At 72.7% G+C, this 17,290-nt stretch carries 14 protein-coding genes; 4 read left to right on the forward strand and 10 right to left on the reverse strand.

Features of this window, described 5'->3' with window-relative positions; all coding sequences use genetic code 11:
- Positions 1 to 168 precede the first annotated feature (168 nt).
- Both OG505_RS07345 and OG505_RS07350 read left to right on the forward strand, forming a co-directional pair.
- Complete coding sequence (locus tag OG505_RS07345) at positions 169 to 1,509, forward strand: PHB depolymerase family esterase (protein ID WP_405431977.1); 1,341 nt, start codon at positions 169 to 171, stop codon at positions 1,507 to 1,509.
- 33 nt (positions 1,510 to 1,542) lie between these two features.
- Positions 1,543 to 2,970, forward strand: coding sequence for an endo-1,4-beta-xylanase (locus OG505_RS07350; protein ID WP_405431979.1), 1,428 nt, complete (start codon positions 1,543 to 1,545; stop codon positions 2,968 to 2,970).
- A gap of 64 nt (positions 2,971 to 3,034) precedes the next feature.
- Here OG505_RS07350 and OG505_RS07355 read toward each other — a convergent pair whose 3' ends face one another.
- From OG505_RS07355 to OG505_RS07395, 9 genes are all read right to left on the reverse strand, one after another.
- Positions 3,035 to 4,492 carry a hypothetical protein gene (locus OG505_RS07355; RefSeq protein ID WP_405431981.1) on the reverse strand — a complete coding sequence of 486 codons (1,458 nt, stop codon included), beginning with the start codon at positions 4,490 to 4,492 and terminating at the stop codon, positions 3,035 to 3,037.
- A gap of 17 nt (positions 4,493 to 4,509) precedes the next feature.
- Positions 4,510 to 5,100 (reverse strand): hypothetical protein, encoded by a 591-nt coding sequence (locus OG505_RS07360; protein WP_405431983.1) that lies wholly within the window; start codon positions 5,098 to 5,100, stop codon positions 4,510 to 4,512.
- Between the two features lie 47 nt (positions 5,101 to 5,147).
- Positions 5,148 to 5,681, reverse strand: a complete 534-nt coding sequence (locus OG505_RS07365) for a hypothetical protein (protein WP_405431984.1) — start codon at positions 5,679 to 5,681, stop codon at positions 5,148 to 5,150.
- Positions 5,678 to 5,962: a hypothetical protein gene (locus tag OG505_RS07370; protein WP_405431986.1), complete on the reverse strand. Its 285-nt coding sequence runs from the start codon at positions 5,960 to 5,962 to the stop codon at positions 5,678 to 5,680. Before OG505_RS07370 ends, OG505_RS07365 begins: the two co-directional genes overlap by 4 nt.
- A gap of 46 nt (positions 5,963 to 6,008) precedes the next feature.
- Entirely contained in the window at positions 6,009 to 8,756 is a 2,748-nt protein-coding gene (locus tag OG505_RS07375; RefSeq protein WP_405431988.1) for an AAA family ATPase, read from the reverse strand.
- Positions 8,757 to 8,828: 72 nt separating this feature from the next.
- Positions 8,829 to 10,232, reverse strand: a complete 1,404-nt coding sequence (gene sthA / locus OG505_RS07380) for a Si-specific NAD(P)(+) transhydrogenase (RefSeq protein ID WP_405431990.1) — start codon at positions 10,230 to 10,232, stop codon at positions 8,829 to 8,831.
- A gap of 53 nt (positions 10,233 to 10,285) precedes the next feature.
- Positions 10,286 to 11,311: a fibronectin type III domain-containing protein gene (locus OG505_RS07385; RefSeq protein WP_405431992.1), complete on the reverse strand. Its 1,026-nt coding sequence runs from the start codon at positions 11,309 to 11,311 to the stop codon at positions 10,286 to 10,288.
- A gap of 106 nt (positions 11,312 to 11,417) precedes the next feature.
- Positions 11,418 to 12,056, reverse strand: a complete 639-nt coding sequence (locus tag OG505_RS07390; protein ID WP_405431994.1) for a response regulator — start codon at positions 12,054 to 12,056, stop codon at positions 11,418 to 11,420.
- Complete coding sequence (locus OG505_RS07395; RefSeq protein ID WP_405431997.1) at positions 12,053 to 13,255, reverse strand: sensor histidine kinase; 1,203 nt, start codon at positions 13,253 to 13,255, stop codon at positions 12,053 to 12,055. Before OG505_RS07395 ends, OG505_RS07390 begins: the two co-directional genes overlap by 4 nt.
- 147 nt (positions 13,256 to 13,402) lie before the next feature.
- On the opposite strand from OG505_RS07395, the gene OG505_RS07400 reads away from it, so the two are divergent.
- Together OG505_RS07400 and OG505_RS07405 are read left to right on the forward strand one after the other, a co-directional pair.
- A complete protein-coding gene (locus tag OG505_RS07400) occupies positions 13,403 to 14,161 on the forward strand; it encodes an ABC transporter ATP-binding protein (RefSeq protein ID WP_234583728.1) in 759 nt (252 codons plus the stop codon).
- The gene (locus OG505_RS07405) at positions 14,158 to 16,692 is read left to right on the forward strand and encodes an FtsX-like permease family protein (RefSeq protein WP_405431998.1); all 2,535 of its coding nucleotides are present in this window, start codon (positions 14,158 to 14,160) and stop codon (positions 16,690 to 16,692) included. The genes OG505_RS07400 and OG505_RS07405 overlap by 4 nt, the downstream gene beginning before the upstream one ends.
- A gap of 128 nt (positions 16,693 to 16,820) precedes the next feature.
- Here the strand turns inward: OG505_RS07405 and OG505_RS07410 are convergent, their stop codons facing one another.
- A complete protein-coding gene (locus tag OG505_RS07410) occupies positions 16,821 to 17,243 on the reverse strand; it encodes a DUF2000 family protein (protein ID WP_405432000.1) in 423 nt (140 codons plus the stop codon).
- Positions 17,244 to 17,290: the final 47 nt, after the last annotated feature.

The raw sequence follows: 17,290 nt of genomic DNA on the forward strand, positions 1-17,290 counted from the left end.
GCAGGTGACCGCCCAATCCGTTGCGCCGAAAGGTTTCCGGGAACCTTGACAATCGAGTGTGCTCGATTGAAGCTGACAACGGTCACGCGAGCCGCGGTCACGGTCGGGCGAAGGGCAGCCCTCGACTCACCCCCTTCCATGCGCCATTCTCCCGAGGAATCGCGAACCATGACATTAAAGACAAGGCTGCTCGGCGTCCTCACGGCGGTCGCGACAGTCGCCGCCGCCGCGCTGACATTCGCCACCCCCGCGTCGGCCGCGACGCTCACCCAGGTGACCGGCTTCGGCAACAACCCCACAAACCTCCAGATGCATCTGTACGTCCCGGACCGGTTGGCGTCCCGGCCGCCGATCCTGCTCGCCCTGCACTACTGCACCGGAACGGGCCCCGCCTTCTACTCCGGCACGCAGTACGCGTCCCTCGCCGACCGGTACGGCTTCATCGTCATCTACCCGTCGGTGACCCGCAGCAGCAAGTGCTGGGACGTGGCCTCGCCGCAGGCGCTGCGCCGAGGTGGCGGCAGCGACCCGGTCGGGCTCATCTCGATGATCGACTACGTCAAGCAGCGGTACTCCGCCGACCCGGACCGCGTCTTCGCCACCGGCACCTCGTCGGGCGCGATGATGACCAACGTCATGCTCGGCGACTACCCGGACGTGTTCGCGGCGGGCGCGTCCTTCGCCGGGGTGCCGTTCGCCTGCTTCGCCACCGGGGGCACCTCGGAGTGGAACAGCGAGTGCGCGAACGGGCAGTCCATCAAGACCGCCCAGCAGTGGGGGGACCTGGTGCGCGGGGCGTACCCCGGCTACACCGGCCGGCGACCGCGGATGCAGATCTGGCACGGCACCAGCGACGAGACCCTGCGCTACCCGAACTTCGGTGAGCAGATCAAGCAGTGGACCAACGTGCACGGGCTCAGCCAGACCCCGACGTACACCGACTCCCCGCAGTCCGGGTACACCCGCACCCGGTACGGCAGCAGCGGCCCGATGGCGCCGGTCGAGGCGATCAGCATGCAGGGCGTCACGCACAACATTCCCGTCGACGCCGCCCAGGTGATCCGCTTCTTCGGGCTGGACGGCACGACGCCCCCGACGACGCCCCCGCCCACGACTCCGCCGCCGACCACGCCGCCGCCGACCACGCCGCCCCCGACGACGCCGCCGCCGACCACGCCGCCGCCGGGTGCGGGTGCGTGCCGCGTCGGATACACGGTCAACGCCTGGAACTCGGGTCTCACCGCGAGCGTGACCATCACCAACACCGGGACCGCCGCCGTCAACGGGTGGGCGCTGATCTTCACGCTGCCCAGCGGCCAGACCATCACCAGCGGCTGGAACGCCACCTACTCCCCGACGAGCGGGGCGGTCACCGCCCGCAACGTCTCCTACAACGCCACCATCGCCCCGAACGCGTCGGTCGAGATCGGGTTCCAGGCCACCCACCAGGGCGGCACCGGCAAACCCTCGTCGTTCGCGCTCAACGGGGCCACCTGCGCGGTCTCCTGACCGAGCACCACCATCGACAAACGGAGTCGCAGGATGAGTAGAACGAGATGGAAGGCGGCATCGAGAGCCGTGATCGCGCTGACCGGCGCGGGCGCTCTCGCCGCCGGCATGGCGATGGTCCTGGTGACGCCCGCGTCCGCCGGAACCACCCTGGGTGCGTCCGCGGCGGAGAAGGGTCGCTACTTCGGTACGGCGGTGGCGTCGGGCAGGTTGTCCGACAGCGCGTACACCACGATTTTGAACCGTGAGTTCAACATGGTGACGCCCGAGAACGAGATGAAGATCGACGCCACCGAGCCGCAGCAGGGTCAGTTCAGCTACAGCGCGGCGGAGCGGATCGTCAACCACGCGCGCAGCCAGGGGATGAACGTGCGGGGTCACACCCTGGCCTGGCACGGCCAGCAGCCGGGGTGGATGCAGGGCATGAGTGGTAGCGCCCTGCGGCAGGCGATGCTCAACCACATCACGCAGGTCGCCACGCACTTCCGGGGTCAGGTCGTGGCGTGGGACGTGGTGAACGAGGCGTTCGCCGACGGCAACTCCGGAGGGCGCCGCGACTCGAACCTCCAGCGCACGGGCGACGACTGGATCGAGGCCGCGTTCCGCGCCGCACGAGCGGCGGACCCGGGCGCGAAGCTCTGCTACAACGACTACAACACCGACAACTGGACCTGGGCCAAGACCCAGGGCGTCTACAACATGGTGCGCGACTTCAAGTCCCGTGGCGTGCCGATCGACTGCGTGGGCTTCCAGTCGCACTTCAACAACGACTCGCCGTATGTCAGCAACTACCGCACCACGCTGTCGAGCTTCGCGGCGCTGGGCGTGGATGTGCAGATCACCGAGCTGGACATCCAGGGCGCTCCGGCATCGACGTACCGCAGTGTTGTCGAGGACTGCCTCGCCGTGCCCCGCTGTAACGGGATCACGGTGTGGGGCATCCGCGACAGCGACTCGTGGCGGTCCGAGCAGACCCCGTTGCTGTTCAACAGCAACGGCTCGAAGAAGGCGGCGTACGACTCGGTCCTGGCCGCGTTGAACGCGGGTGGCACGACCCCGCCGCCCACGACCCCGCCGCCGACCACGCCGCCGCCCACGACCCCGCCGCCGACCACGCCGCCGCCGACCACCCCGCCGCCGACGACGCCGCCGACCACCCCGCCGCCTTCGGGTGCCTGCACCTCGACGGTTTCGGTGAACCAGTGGCCGGGCGGTTTCGTCGCATCGGTACGGGTGACGGCGGGATCCGCGGCAGTCAACTCCTGGACGGTGACGATCACGCTGCCGTCGGGTGCCACGGTGACCAACGGGTGGAGCGCCAACCGCAGTGGTGACAGCGGCACCACGCGTTGGACGAGCGTCGACTACAACAGGCAGATCGGCGCCGGGCAGACCATCGAGTTCGGGTTCCAGGGCACCGGCACCGCCGGCAGCCTGAGCGCGAGCTGCGCGGCGGGCTGACGCCACACCGGCCGGTGCGCAGGGTCACCCGAAACCCTCCGCACCGGCCGGCTGCCGCCCCCCGTCAACCGCGGCAGATCTTCTTGTCCGGCTGGACGTCCAGTTTGTTGAACACGTTGTCGACCCGGCCGACCCCGCCCTTCGCCTCGATCGATCCGGCGTTGAACAGCCGAAGGAACACGTTGATCGCCTTCGCCAGGCCGGCGGGGATGCTGTAGCCGACGCCGTAGTCCAAAAAGAGGCCGAGCTGTGTGCTGCGGCAGAGCGCGAGCGGCGCACCCAGCGCGGACCCGACCGTCAGCCCGACCGTGGCGGTGACTGTGGTGTACAGCCCGGCGGTGAAGCCGAACGCACCCAGGCCAGCCCGAAAGGCCGCCTGGTAGTGGACGATGATGCCGTTCACACCGACCGACGGGCCGTAGATCGAATCGGTGATGCTGTTGCGGACGGAGAGGTTCCACGGCTCGGTCACGCCGAACTCGCCGTTGGCGTACCCGAACCCGACCGAGCCGCCCAGCGACCACTCGCCGCTCGCCTTGATGTTGCCGTCCTTCGCGGTGAAGGCCGTCTGCACCCCGATGAGCTGCGTGGCGGTGACGGAGAACGGCACCCCGAGGATCTGGCCCACCGGCACGCTGAAGTCCAGCGGGATCGGGATGCGCTTGTTGATGTTCTGCCCCCGGTCGGTGGCGCCCGCGATCCCGACCCGCAGTGCGGCCAACCCGGAGATCCGCAGCTCCGCCCGCTGGACCGTGGCCCCGCGGATCTCCAGATGGAACCGGGCCGACGGGCTCTTCATCACCAACTGCACCGTGCCCTCGAGGCGGAGCCCGCCGCCGTCGTAGCTGAACTGCACCCCGACACCGCCCGCGCAGCAGATCGGCCTGATCGCGAACCCGGCGGCCCGCTGCTCACCCAACCCGCTCGCCCGCCGCGTCACGCCGAACGTGGCCGCCCCACCCGCCTGCCCGGCCCCGGCGACCGTCGACACGGGCGTCACCGACCCCGTGCCGCCGCCCGTGCCGCCGCCCTCGGCGTCGTACTCGGCCCAGAAGGGCGTGCCGGCGTCGTAGCGGGTTGGGCTCTGCAACGACACCGGGCGGTCACCGCTGAACGTGCCGTCGCGAATCACCTCGGTGATGTCCACCGGCCCCAGCAGCACCGCCAGGTCGTCCCCGTCGCGGCGGACGTCGAGCACCCGCCCCACCGCCCGTCCGGTGAGGAACATGACCTTCCCCCGGGCGAGCTTGTCCGCACCGTCGGCGTCCGGGTCGATGCGCCAGGTCAACGCGTCCTCGGAGAGCCCGCGCACGGACCCGCCCCCGCCGCCCACGAACACCACGTCGGGCTGGTACGTCACCTCCGGGTCCGGCGCGGGCGCCGCGCCGTACCGCTGGTCCCCACCGGTGTCGCCGGGCGGCTCCGGCCCCGCCGCACCCCGCTCGCAGGCTGCCAGAAGCAACAGGGTCACCGCGAGCAGCGCGGCCGTCGTCCGGCGACGCCACGAACCAGGCACCACCACGTCGCTTCCCTCGCCGTTCAAAGGCGGCCGGCGGCCGCGCGAGCCGCGGTTTCCAGAGCCGTGCGGTACGTCGCCGGGTCCTCGCTGCGGACCAGCCGAATGCAGGCCCACACCCCGCCCTTGCTGACGAAGACCGTGCCGTCCTCGGCGTACGCCTCATCACCCGCACCGCTGATCGGGGTGAGCTTGTGCCCGAGTTCGCGGTCGATGTCGAGGAACTTCTTCGCGCCATCGCCCACGTACACCTCCACCTGGGCGGTCGGCCCGGTCACCGGTCCCGTGTAGGTGCAGGAGTCCCGGTCCTCCGGCTTCTCCAGCGGGTCCTGCAGCGGGGTGCCGGCCAGCTTCTCGGCCTCGTCCTTGGTCACCACCGCGCAGGCGTCGACCTTCGCCGCGGCCGGTGGCGCCTCCGCCGACGGCGCCGCGGCCGGGTCGCCCTCGGGCGTGGCGGCCGCGCTCTGTCCCGCGCCGGCCGCCGGGGCACCGCCGCCGTCGTCCTTGCCGCCGACCATTCCGCAGCCGCCGAGCGCGGTGAGCGTCCCCACGGCGACCACGGCGGCGGCCAGGAGTGGGACACGCTGCCGCTTGCCGATTCCGAGGTGAGTCATCGTGGCTCCACTTCCTGTAGCAGAAACAGCCGGTCCAGGGCGCTGCATCACAGCGGGAGGGCGTCGAGCACCGTGCGCAACGTCGACTCGTATCCGCCGGGCTTGGCACTGATCCGCTCGAAGCTGCTGAGGATCACGGTGTAGCTGCCCTTGTCGCTGACCACGACGGCCTCGCCCTCGATGTCCTTCACCGCGAGGTACGCCTTGCGGCCCTTGTCGACGTCCTTCACCTCGCGGTAGACCTGGGTGGCCTGCTCGCGCTGGTAGGCGTAGGTGCTCTCACCGGCGAGCGGCGAGGCGGTGGTGATGGTGAGCGAGGCGACGCCCTTGCCGTCGCCGAACAGGCAGTTGCCCTTGTCCTCCATCGGTTGTCCGACGAGGTCGGTGACCTGGGCCGCGCTGAACGGGCACGCCGGCCGGGGTACGTCGGGCAGGGCGCCGTCGCCGTTGCCCTCGGCGTCGACCCCGACACCGGCTCCGGCGGCGGGGTCGACGCCGCCGGTGTCGTCGGGGCCGCAGGCGACGAGCGGTAGCAGCAGCAGCGAGCACCACAGAGGTGCGATCAGTCGGCGCACAGTCATGCTTCCTTCACCTGTCGGGGGAGGTCCGGGTTGGTGGAGCTGAACTGAGGTGGACGGATCCACCGGGCCGGAATCAGCCGGTCGACCCGCCACGCGCTGTCGGCGGCGGCCGCGGCCACCACCTCCGCGTCGGGGCCCTCGACCAGCGCGATCACGACATCGTCGGTGGGCAACCGGATGGCGGCGACCAGCCGACAACCCGGAGCGGTGATCAGCGGCGCCGCCATGCCCGCCTCGAAGGAACAGTCGTACTGCTCCAGGACGAACAGGTGGTTGGCCATGACCTGACGCTAGGTCCCGACGGGCGGCGAGGAATCGGGTGTTTCCCTATGCTTGCGCGTCCGCCCTGGTCATCGCCGCGCCCAACTCGGCGCGGGTGGAGATGCCGAGCTTGCGGTAGACCCGGGCGAGGTTCGCCTCGACGGTCTTCGGGCTGACGAACAACTCGTCGGCGATGGCGCGGTTGGTCCGGCCGCGTGCCGCCAACCGGGCCACCCGCTCCTCGGTGGGCGTGAGGTGCCGTGGTGTGGGGGCGCGACCGCCGACGCGCGCCAGCTCGGCCCGGGCACGCTCGGCGAACGCCGCCGCGCCGATCGCGCTGAAGTCCGCCACCGCTGCCTCCAGCGCCTGCCGGGCCGGCAACTTCCGGCGGGACCGCCGGTGGGCCATCCCGGCCACGAACAGGCAGCGGGCGCGATCCAGCGGAAGCACATCCGGCGCTACGGCGTCCCGCGCCGCCGCCAACGCGTCGAGCGCCGGGCCGGGATCCTGGCCGGTGGCGCTGTCCAGCAGTACGCGAGCCCGTGCGGTGCCCAGGATCGTCCAGGGCCGCGGCAGCCGGCGGTGTCGGGCGTTCAGCCGCTCCAGCACCGCCCTCGCCCGGTCGAGTTCGCCGGCCCCGACACACGCTTCGATCCAGTCCGGCTCGAAGCGCATGGAGAGGGGCTCCACCAGACCCCGCGCGTCGATCGTCGCGGCCAGAGCGGTGTAGGCGGCGGCGGCCTCCGCCATCCGGCCGGCCGACAGGGCAACGAACCCGGCCAACTGCTGGTGGATGCGTCGGCACCAGTCGTCGTCGAGATCCTCGGCGAGCCGCAGGCCGGACTCGGCCACCCGGGCCGCCTCGACCAGCCGGCCCCGGTGGGCGTCGAGCAGGGCGGCCAGCCAGGTCTCGGCGACCAGACCGCTGCCGAGTTGGTCACCGAGGTCCCGCGCGGCGGCGATGTGCCGTTCGGCCTCGTCCCACCGCCCGGCCAGCAACTCGGCTTCGCCCAGGTGCGTGAGCAACTCGTGTTGCAGGGGCTCGTCCCCGCGTGCCTCAGCCCGCCCGAGCATCCGGTGCAGTCGACTGCGGGCACGTTCCGCGTCGTCCATCGACTTCCACCAGATCGCGGGCACCGTGCTCGCCAGCCACGCCGGCTCGTCGCCCTCCAGGGTCAGAGCCCGCTCCAGCAGGTCGGTGCGCGGTGCCCGGCCGAGGCGTACCTCCTGGAAGAAGAGCAGGACCAGCGCGGCCGCGAGCAGGTCGTGTTCGCCGTCGCGACCGTCCAAGAGGGTGGCGGCGGCCTCGGCGTGCGCCCGTGCGGGCTCGGTGTGGTCGTTGAAGACGGCCAGGTGGGCGTGGATGCGGCCGGCCAGGGCCGAGTCGGGTTGGGCCGCCGCCAGGGCCCGGGTGCCGAACTCCACCGCCGCCTGGCCGGCCTCGCCGCTGGACCAGGCGACGATGGCGCGCAGCAGCAGGGACTCGGCCCGTAGGTCGCCGGGGAAGTCGGCCGCGACCGCCTCGGCCGCCTGCCGGGCGGCCGGAAGGTCACCGCTGTCGAGCCGGCAGCGCGCCGCCGCCAGCCGCCGCTGGCCCAGCCGCACCTGGTCGTGCACCGGGGTGAGCTGGCCGGCGCGGTCGTGCAGATCGGCGGCGAGGTCGGGTGCCCCCCGACTGTGCCATCGGTCAGCTGCGGCGGCGAGGGCGTCCGCGACCGCCGGGTCCGTTGCCGTCGTGCACAGCGCGAGGTGCCGGGCCCGCTCGTCCGGATCGGCCACCAGGTCGGCCAGTCGGTGGTGCAGCCGGCGGCGGACCCCCGGCGGGATGCCGGCCCGTACGGCGGCGGCGTGCACCGGGTGGGTGAACCGCACGCTCGTCGGTGTCACGACGATCAGCCCGGCCTCCTCGGGAGCGTCCAGCGCGGCGGCGGACACCCCCGCCGCTGTCAGGTCGACAAGCGTGGGCACGGTCAGCAGCGCGGCCAGTCGTACCGCGTCGCGGCTGGCGGGGGACAGCCCGGCGACAACGTCCGCGAGCAGGTGGTGCATGGACGCGGCCACCGGCAGGTCGTCGCCGGGCGAGGGGTGGCGCGGCAGGCGCTGGATGGCCCGGACCACCTCGATGGTCAGCAGCGGATTGCCCTCGGCCTCCCGCGCCACCCGCACCAGCATCGGTCGGGTGAGCGTGACGCCGAGCTGATCGCGCAGGACGTGGTGCAGCGCGCCGACGTCGAGCGGCGGCAGCTCCACCCGGTCGAGCCGGCTGCCGTCGCGGCCCTCGTCGAGCCCGAGTGGCACGCTCTCGGGGTCGCCCCGGCCGCGTCGGCGACTCACCAGCACGCTCAGGCCGGCCACGCGGCGCAGCGCGTACCGCAACGCGCGTTCGCTCGGCCGGTCCAGCCAGGGCGCGTCGTCCACGGCCACCAGCGTCGCCGGGTGGGCGTCCTGCTCCGCGGCCTCCAGCAGGGAGCGGGTCGCCGCCCCGACCACCCGTACGTCGACGGCCTCCCGAACGTCGCCGGCGAGGAGCACGACCTCGGCCGCGGTCCGCTGCGGTTCGGGCAGCGCGGCGACCCGGTCGGCGAGCGGGCGTAGCAGATCGGCCAGGGCGGCGTACGGAAGCTCCGCCTCGGCCTCGGTGGGCGCGCAGCTCAGCACCAGCCAACCCGCCTGCGTGGCCTGCGCGACCAGCGCCCGCCAGAGTTCGGATTTGCCGATGCCGGCGGGCCCCTCCACCAGCACCGGCCCGGATCGGGCCAGCTGCTGCCAGGCCCGGTCGAACACCTCGTCCCGCCCGACGATGGTGTGTCGCATGGGGAAATTCTGGCACTGGAGACGGACGCCGGGGCATCCCGCCAACGGGTGACTGGGGATGGCCCGCAGGCCCTAGCCGTCGATGCGGGTGATGTTGCGGATCTTGTTGGACGCGTCCAACGCGGCCACCTTGTACGCCTCGGCCAGGGTCGGGTAGTTGAACACGGCGTCGACCAGGTAGTCGATCGTGCCGCCGCAGCCGATCACCGCCTGACCGATGTGGACGATCTCGGTCGCCGCGGTGCCGAACACGTGCACCCCGAGCAGCCGGCCGTCCGCGGGGGAGACGAGCAGCTTCAGCATCCCGTACGAGTCGCCCACGATCTGGCCGCGGGCCAGCTCGCGGTAGCGCGCGATGCCCACCTCGAACGGCGTCGACGCGTCGGTCAGCTCGGCCTCGGTCTGGCCGACGAAACTGATCTCCGGGATGGTGTAGATGCCGATCGGTTGCAGACCGTGCATCTCCCGGATCGGTTCGCCGCAGGCGTGCTGCGCGGCCAGCCGGCCCTGCTCCATCGAGGTGGACGCCAACGCCGGGAAGCCGATCACGTCGCCGACGGCGTAGATGTTGTCGACCGGGGTGCGGTAGTTGGCGTCGACCGCGATCCGGCCGCGTCGGTCGGCCTGCAACCCGGCCGCCTCCAACGCCAGGTCGTCGGTCTGGCCCTGCCGGCCGGCCGAGTACATGACGGTGTCCGCGACGATCTTCTTGCCGCTCTTGAGAATGCACAGCGCCGCCGTCTGGTGCTTCTCTACCGCGGCGACCTCCTCGCCGAAGCGGAACGCCACCGACAGGTCGCGCAGGTGGTATTTGAGTGACTCGACGACCTCGTCGTCGCAGAACTCGAGCATCCGCTCGCGGCGCTCCACCACGGTCACCTTGGTGCCGAGGGCGGCGAACATCGACGCGTACTCCATGCCGATCACACCGGCGCCGACCACGACCATGCTGCGGGGGACGGCCTGGAGGTTGATGACGCCGTCGGAGTCCACGATGGTCCGGTCGTCGAAGTCGACGCTGTCCGGGCGGGCCGGGCGGGTGCCGGCCGCGATGATGGCCTTGTCGAACGTCACCTTCGACTCGCGCCCGGAGCCGGCGTCGACCCAGATGGAGTGCGCGTCCGCGAAGCGCCCGGTCCCGGTGATCATCGCGACCCGGTTGCGGGCGAGCTGGTTGCGGATGACGTCGGTCTGTCGGGTGATCACGTGCTGCGTGCGAGCGGCCAGGTCGCTGACCGTGATCTCCTCCTTGACCCGGTAGCTGCTGCCGTACAGGTCGCGCTGGCTCAGGCCGGTCAGATAGAGCACCGCCTCACGCAGCGTCTTGGACGGGACGGTGCCGGTGTTGATGCACACCCCGCCGATCATGTCGCGGCGGTCCACGATGCCGACCCGCCTGCCGAGCTTGGCGGCGGCGATCGCGGCCTTCTGACCGCTGGGTCCGGAGCCCAGCACCAACAGGTCGTAGTCATACACGAGCGTTAGCGTCGCAAGATGTCGCCGTCGACGCCAGACCCCGGACGTGAGCGTTACTTGTCTGCCACCACGCAGATGCCGCCGTTCAGCGTGACCTCCTCCGGCAGTTGCGTGCCGGTGGCGACGACGCCCAGCGACACGGTGCCGCCGGGCCTGATCACCGCGTTGTGGCTGGTGTTGCGCACCCGCAGGTAGCTGTTGTTCGGCCGGTCGACGACCTGCGCGCCCCAGAGGGCCCGCAACTCCTGACTGGCCCAGAACCGCCAGGTCATCGTCCAGCCGTTCACCGCCGTGGTGCCGGTGTTCTCGACCGCGAGGTACGCCACGAAGCCGTCCGACCGCTGTCGGACGACGGTGCGGACCGCGCAGCTCGGCGGGGGCGGCAGGGTGGTCACGGTGACCGGCGGCGACAGCGCCGACCAGTTGCCCGCCTCGTCGCGGGCGCGGACCACGAAGGTGTACGTCGTGTTCGGCGTCAACCCGCTGACCTGGGTGCTGGTGCGCCCCGGCGGGTTCTGGTAGACCTCGCTGACCCGGGTCAGCGCACCACCGGCGTCGACCCGGTACACCTCGTACCGGTCGAGCACGACGTTGTCGGTCGACGGGGCCCAGCGCAGCCACACCAGCGTCGCGGCGACGTCGTACGCGACCGGCTGGCCCGGTGCGCTCGGCGCCTGGTCGTCACCCGGTGGCATGGTCAACCGCAGCGTCGGGTTCGACACCGACCGGTTGCCCGCCGCGTCCAGCCCCGCGACGCTGAGGGTGTACGTGCGCGACGGGCGCAGGTCGGTGATGCGGATGCTGGTGGTGTCGGTCGAGTAGGCCCGCCCGGTGTCCTCGAACAGCGCCGAGACCGCGTAGCCGACCACGCCCACGTTGTCGGTCGACGCGGTCCAGGTCAGCTCCACCCAGGTGGTGTCGATGGCGGTGACCGTGATCGGGCCGGGGGCGGTGGGTCGCTCGGTGTCGTCCGCGGCGGCGTACGCCGGGCTCGCGCCCAAAGCGCTCATCAGCGCGGCGACGGCCAGCGCGGCGACGGCCCTCGACCGGGGCCTTCGTCGGATTGGATGATCACGCACGATGAATCCTCGCCTCCGGTTGTCCGCAGCGGGCCGGTGATTCACTGCCGCCAATGCTAGGTCACCCAGGAGCGGGAGGATGCCCCGCCGCCGGTCGGGTCGTCGTTCAGCCGACGAGGCGGCGTTCCCAGGCCCAGGCGGCGATCTCGACGCGGTTGCGGGCCGGGAGCTTCGTCTGCACGCTGGCGAGGTGGGTCTTGACGGTGCCGACGGCGATGAAGAGCTGACCGGCGATCTCCGCGTTGGTCAGGCCCCGGGCGACGAGCTTCACGACGTCGAGTTCCCGCGGGGACAGGCCGGCGTCGTCGCGCGGCGCGGTGGGCGGACTGAGGTACTCCAGCAGTCGTACGGTGATGGACGGGCTGATCAGCGCGTCGCCGGAGACGGCCGCGCGGACCGCCTCGACGAGCAGCGCCGGGCCGGAGTCCTTCAGCAGAAAACCGCAGGCGCCGTTGGACAGCGCGGTGTGCACGTACTCGTCGAGGTCGAAGGTCGTCACCACGACCACCCGCGCCGGGTCGGCGACACCCGGCCCGGCGAGCAGGCGCAACGCCTGCAGGCCGTCGAGGCGGGGCATCCGGATGTCCAGCAGCACCACGTCCGGGCGTAGCCGCCGGACCATCTCGACGGCGGCGACTCCGTCGGCGGCCTCGCCGACCACCGCCATGTCCGGCTGCGCTGAAATGATCATGCTGAAGCCGGTCCGGACCATCGCCTGGTCATCCGCGATCAGCACCCGGATCATCGGGCCACCGCCGACCGCAGCGGGAACGCGGCGTCGAGGACCCAGCCGCCGGAGATGCCCGGCCCGGCGGTGATCGTGCCGCCGAGGGCGCGTACCCGCTCGGTGAGGCCGAGCAGGCCGAAGCCGTGCCCTCGGGCGGGAGCGGTACGCGGGGTCGCGCCGTCGTCGGCGACCCGGACCAGGAGCCAGTCCGGCGTACGACGCACGGACACGGCCACCGACTGGGCGTCCGGGGCGTGCTGGCGGGCGTTGGTCAGCCCCTCCATCACCACCCGGTACGCCGAGGTGGACACCTCCACCGGCAGCTCGTCGAGCGGGCCGTCGACGTACAGCCGGGCCGGCGCGTTCGTGGTGTCGTTGTGGCCCTCCAACAGGGGTGCGAGGTCGGCCACGCCGGCCAGCGGGGCCAGCGGGGCGTCCGGCGGGGCATCCGGATTGCGCAGCACGCCGACCATCCGCCGCATCGAGGCCATCGTCTCGGCGCCGGCCCGCTCGATCTGCTCCAGGGCGACGATCACCCGTCGCGGGTCCTGCTCGGCGACGAACCGGGCGCCCTGCGCCTGCACCACGATGCCGGTCACGTGGTGGGCGATGAAGTCGTGCAGGTCGCGGGCGAACTCGGCGCGCTGCTCGGCGCGTACCAGCGCGATGGCCCGCTCCCGCCCGGCGGCGACGACGCGCAGGTAGATCCCGACGGCGGCGGCGCCGACCGCGGCGAGCGCCTGGAGCAGCCCGAAGATCACGTAGACGTAGTCCGCGCCGGCGCGCAGCGGCAGCGCGGCGGCAGCGAGCGCGGCGAGCACCGCCGCCCATGGAGCGAGCCGCGCGGCGGCCCACCGGGTCACCACGAACACCACCGCGATCATCCCCGCGGACTCGGCCAGCCCCCAGCTGCCGCCCAACAAATAGCTGCCGCTCGTGCTGAGCACCAGAAAGCCGAACGTGACGGCGAGTGAGATGGTGCCGAGCACGAGCGCCGCGATCGGCAGGGATCGGGATCCCTGCCGGTGCACGGGCAGCCAGACCACCGCGGTCATCAGCGCCAACCCCACCTGCACGAGGGCGCGCAGGGCTTCGGCCACGCCCATCCCGGTGTAGAGGCCGTACCGCAGGTCGAAGGCACCGAGCAGGGCCAGCGCCGCCAGTCCGGCGAGCTGACCCAGGCGTACCCACCATGTCGAGAATCCCGGCGCGTTCATCGTGACCCAGCGTAGCCAGGCGGCCGGCGCGGGCAGATCGGCCGAAAGACAGACCCGGCGCGGGCGTTCCCCGACCGCGGGCCGATGCGGCTCCCGCCCGGCGCGGGCGAGGCTTCCCGGGTCACATCGCAGCCACTGGAGGAACCCATGACAACCCACGCCCCGCCGCCGACCGGGCAGGCCGCCGTCGCCGCGGTCGACCTGGTGAAGGTGTACGGCAGCGGCGACACCGCGGTCCGCGCCCTGGACGGCGTCTCGGTCGGCTTCGGTCGAGCCGAGTTCACCGCGATCATGGGCTCGTCCGGGTCCGGCAAGTCGACGCTGATGCACTGCCTGGCCGGCCTGGACACGGCCACCTCCGGCCGGGTCCTGCTCGGCGGCACGGAGCTGACCGGTCAGTCCGACCGCACGCTGACCCGCGCACGCCGCGACCGGATCGGCTTCGTCTTCCAGTCGTTCAACCTGCTGCCGCAGCTCACCGCCGCGCAGAACATCACCCTGCCGCTGGATCTCGCCGGCCGGGAACCCGACCGTGACCTGCTCGCGCGCCTCGTCGACGTGCTGGGCCTCGGGCAGCGACTCGGGCACCGGCCCAGCGAACTCTCCGGCGGCCAGCAACAGCGGGTGGCGCTGGCCCGGGCCCTGGTGTCGCGGCCCGAGGTCGTCTTCGCCGACGAGCCGACCGGCAACCTCGACTCCCGCTCCGGGGCGGAGGTCCTCACCATCCTGCGCGACTCGGTACGCGACCTGGGTCAGACGGTCGTCATGGTCACCCACGATCCGATCGCTGCCGCGTACGCCGACCGGGTGGTGCTGCTCGCCGACGGCCGGGTCGCCGGCGAGATCGACGAGCCGGACCAGGGCTCGGTCACCGACGCGCTGCGCGAGCTGGCGGTTCCCGCGTGAGGGCGACGGTGCTGCGTACCCAGGTGAGCGCCGCGGCCCGACGCCCGGGGAGGCTGATCCTGACCGGCCTGGCGATCCTCGTCGCGTCGTTCGTCGTCTTCGGCACCGTGCTGGCGCAGGAGATCACCGAACGGACCGCGCGGGACAACCTCAGCGGCACGCCGGCCGCCACCGACCTGGTCATCGGTGACCCGCAGCAGCCGCCGCCCACCGTGGCGGCGCTGCGTGCCGTCCGCGCCGTGGCGGGTGTCACCGAGGCGGTGGGCCGGACGACGGTCGGTGTCTCCCTCGCCGAGGGCTACCTCAACCTGCGGACCGACCCGGGCGCCGGCCCGCTGACGACGGTCCGCCTGATCCAGGGCAGCTACCCGGACCAGCCCGGCGAGATCGCGGTGACCCGCCGTACGGTCGAGCGGCTGGGGTTGGCGGTCGGCACCGTGACCACCGGGACGGGCGGCGAACTCACCACCGGGGCGCCGCTCACCGTCACCGGCGTGGTCGACACCCCCGACGACGAGGGCTTCGACGCGTACGCCCCGGACGACGCGGTGGCCGCGTGGGGTCACCTGAGCACCGTGGAGCGGATCGACCTGCGCGCGGCTGCCGGCGCGGCGGAGGCGGTTCGCGACCGGGTGGCCGCGGTGGTCCCGGCCGATCAGCCGGTCCGCTCCGGCGCCGAGGTGCGCGACGCCGAGGCCGATGCGGCGGCCGAGCAGGTGGGGAGGCTGTTCGCGCTGGTCGGAATGTTCGTCGCGGTCGCGGTGGTCGCCGCGGCGCTGGTGGTCACCTCGACGTTCCGCATCGTCTTCGCCCAGCGGATGCAGCACCTCGCGCTGCTGCGGGCGGTGGGGGCGGGCCGGAGCGGGCTGGTGGTCGCGCTGACCGCCGAGGGTGCCCTGACCGGGCTGGTCGCGGGTGTCGTGGGGGTCGTCGGCGCCCTCGCCGCCGGGCAGGTCCTCCCGATGGTCCTGCGCGCCTCGGGCATGGCGGTCTCGTCGCCGGGGCTGTCGCTGGGGGCGGCGGTCGCGGTGGTGCTCGGCGCGGTCGTGCTCACCGTGGTGGCGGTGCTGGCGCCGGCGTTCTCCGCCGCCCGGGTCTCGCCCCTGGAGGCGTTGCGGGCGGCGAGCGTGACCGCCGGGCGGCGCGGCATCGGAGCGCCGCGTCTGGTGTCCGGCGCGCTGCTGGTCCTCGGCGCGCTGCTGGCCGCCGTCGCGGCGGTGCGGCGGTTGCCGACGCCGGGTCAGGAGTCCTACGACCCGAGCACGCCGCTGCTGCTGCTGGTCACCTCGGGAGCACTGGCGTTCTTCGCCCTGGTCGCCCTCGGGCCGCTGCTGGTGCGCCCGGTGCTGGCCGTGGCGGGTTGGCCGTTGCGCCAGGTCGGCCCGCTGGGGAGGCTGGCGGTCGGCGGGATCGGTGGAACGCCGCGACGGGCCGCCGCCGTCTCCGTCGTGGTCGCGCTCGGCGTGACCCTGATCTCCGGGGTGGTCATCGGCGGCGCGTCGATGCGGGTCGTCGCCGATCGTGACATGGCGCTCTCCGCGCCGGCCGACTTCGAGGTGTCCTCCGGTGACGACACGACCCTGCCGGTCGCCGTGGTGACGAGGGCGCGGGCGGCGAGCGGCGTGCTGACCCATGTGGTGCCGTACCGGATGGTCCACGACGTCGCGTTGATGCGGGGCACCGATCGGCTCGGCGACGCCGAGTCCGGGTACTCGACGACCGACCTCGACCTGTCGGCGCTGCCGACCACCGCGGCCCTGGACGTGGCACAGGGCACTCTCGCCGACCGTGGACCCGGCCGGATCGTGCTCGGTGACTGGGTCGCCCGCAACGCCGGGCTGCGCGCCGGTGACACCGTGACGCTGGCCCGCGGCGGGCGGACGGTCGACGTACGGGTGTCGGCGGTCCTGCCCGACCGTGGCCCCCTGTACGCGGGCATCGTCGCCGACCGTGCCGACCTGGACCGGATCGGCGGGCCGACGGCGTACACCGGTCTGCTGGCCGACGCGGCGCAGGCGGGCGAGGACGGCCGCACCGCCGGGGTGCGGGCGCTGCGGCAGGCGATCGGGAACGGCGCCGGGCTGGGCATCACGGTGCTCGCCGACGAGCGGGACCGCAACGACGCGGTGCTGAACGCCCTGGTCTGGATCACTGCCGGCCTGGTCAGCCTGACCGTGCTGATCGCGGTGGTCGGTGTGGGCTCCACGACCGCGCTGTCGGTCGTCGAGCGGGTCCGCGAGTCCGGGCTGCTGCGCGCCGTCGGCCTGTCCCGGGCGGGGCTGCGCACGATGCTGACCGTCGAGTCCGGCCTCTACGGGGTGATCGGGGCGAGCTTCGGTCTGCTGCTCGGCGTCCCGTACGCCTGGTTGGCGGTGCGGGCGCTCGGGCTCAACGCGCCGCTGTCGCTGCCGGTGCTGTCGCTGGTCGGGCTCTTCGCGGCGCTGGTCGGGCTGACCGCGTTGGCCGGCGTGCTGCCGGCGCGGCGGGCGTCGCGGGTCAGCCCGGTGGTGGCGCTGGGCGTCGAGGGCTGAGCGCACCCAGGTGCGGGGCGGGCCGGCGTCGAGAGGGTTCGGCGTCGGCCCGCCGCGGCGCGGTCAGTTGGGGTTGCTCGCGTGGGTCAGCGTCTCCCCGGCGACGAAGAGGTTGTTGCCGGTCGCGCTCACGGGTGCATGGCCGCGCCCTTGAGGACCTTGTCGACCACGGTGCGCGGCGCGTGCAGGGCCAGCCCCACCAGGTCGAGCTTCTCCCGGCCGACCGCCTGCACCGCCGCCCGGTTGTCCCGGTCGTTGCCGGTGGCGAACAACTCGGACGTGAAGATCGCCAGACGCAGCCCACGGGTGAGCGCCCGCGAGTGCGCGGCGGTGAGGGTGGCCCGGTCACCGGCGAAGACCAGCACCGGCTGGCCGAACATCGGCAGGTACGAGGTGCCGTCCGCGTCGCGGTACTCCTCGCCGAGCAGCTCCGGCTGGGCGCTCGCGACACCACTGACCAGGAAGGCGGTGACGTTCAGCCGCTGCCAGCCCGCCAGGTCGTTGCGGAGCAGCACGGCGATCTTGGTGGGGAAACGGATCGGTTCGGTCATGCCGTCGAGCCTGCCCGTCCGGCACCCGGCCGTTCTTGTACGTTCTT

The organism is Micromonospora sp. NBC_00617 (genome assembly GCF_045161355.1).
In the GTDB taxonomy this organism is placed as follows: domain Bacteria; phylum Actinomycetota; class Actinomycetes; order Mycobacteriales; family Micromonosporaceae; genus Micromonospora.

Coding starts and splice junctions, on each gene's coding strand:
- OG505_RS07360 (WP_405431983.1), bottom strand. CDS start 5,100: ATGACTCACCTCGGAATCGGCAAGCGGCAGCGTGTCCCACTCCTGGCC.
- OG505_RS07410 (WP_405432000.1), bottom strand. CDS start 17,243: ATGACCGAACCGATCCGTTTCCCCACCAAGATCGCCGTGCTGCTCCGC.
- OG505_RS07400 (WP_234583728.1), top strand. CDS start 13,403: ATGACAACCCACGCCCCGCCGCCGACCGGGCAGGCCGCCGTCGCCGCG.
- OG505_RS07390 (WP_405431994.1), bottom strand. CDS start 12,056: ATGATCCGGGTGCTGATCGCGGATGACCAGGCGATGGTCCGGACCGGC.
- OG505_RS07365 (WP_405431984.1), bottom strand. CDS start 5,681: ATGACTGTGCGCCGACTGATCGCACCTCTGTGGTGCTCGCTGCTGCTG.
- OG505_RS07370 (WP_405431986.1), bottom strand. CDS start 5,962: ATGGCCAACCACCTGTTCGTCCTGGAGCAGTACGACTGTTCCTTCGAG.
- OG505_RS07375 (WP_405431988.1), bottom strand. CDS start 8,756: ATGCGACACACCATCGTCGGGCGGGACGAGGTGTTCGACCGGGCCTGG.
- OG505_RS07345 (WP_405431977.1), top strand. CDS start 169: ATGACATTAAAGACAAGGCTGCTCGGCGTCCTCACGGCGGTCGCGACA.
- OG505_RS07395 (WP_405431997.1), bottom strand. CDS start 13,255: ATGAACGCGCCGGGATTCTCGACATGGTGGGTACGCCTGGGTCAGCTC.
- OG505_RS07350 (WP_405431979.1), top strand. CDS start 1,543: ATGAGTAGAACGAGATGGAAGGCGGCATCGAGAGCCGTGATCGCGCTG.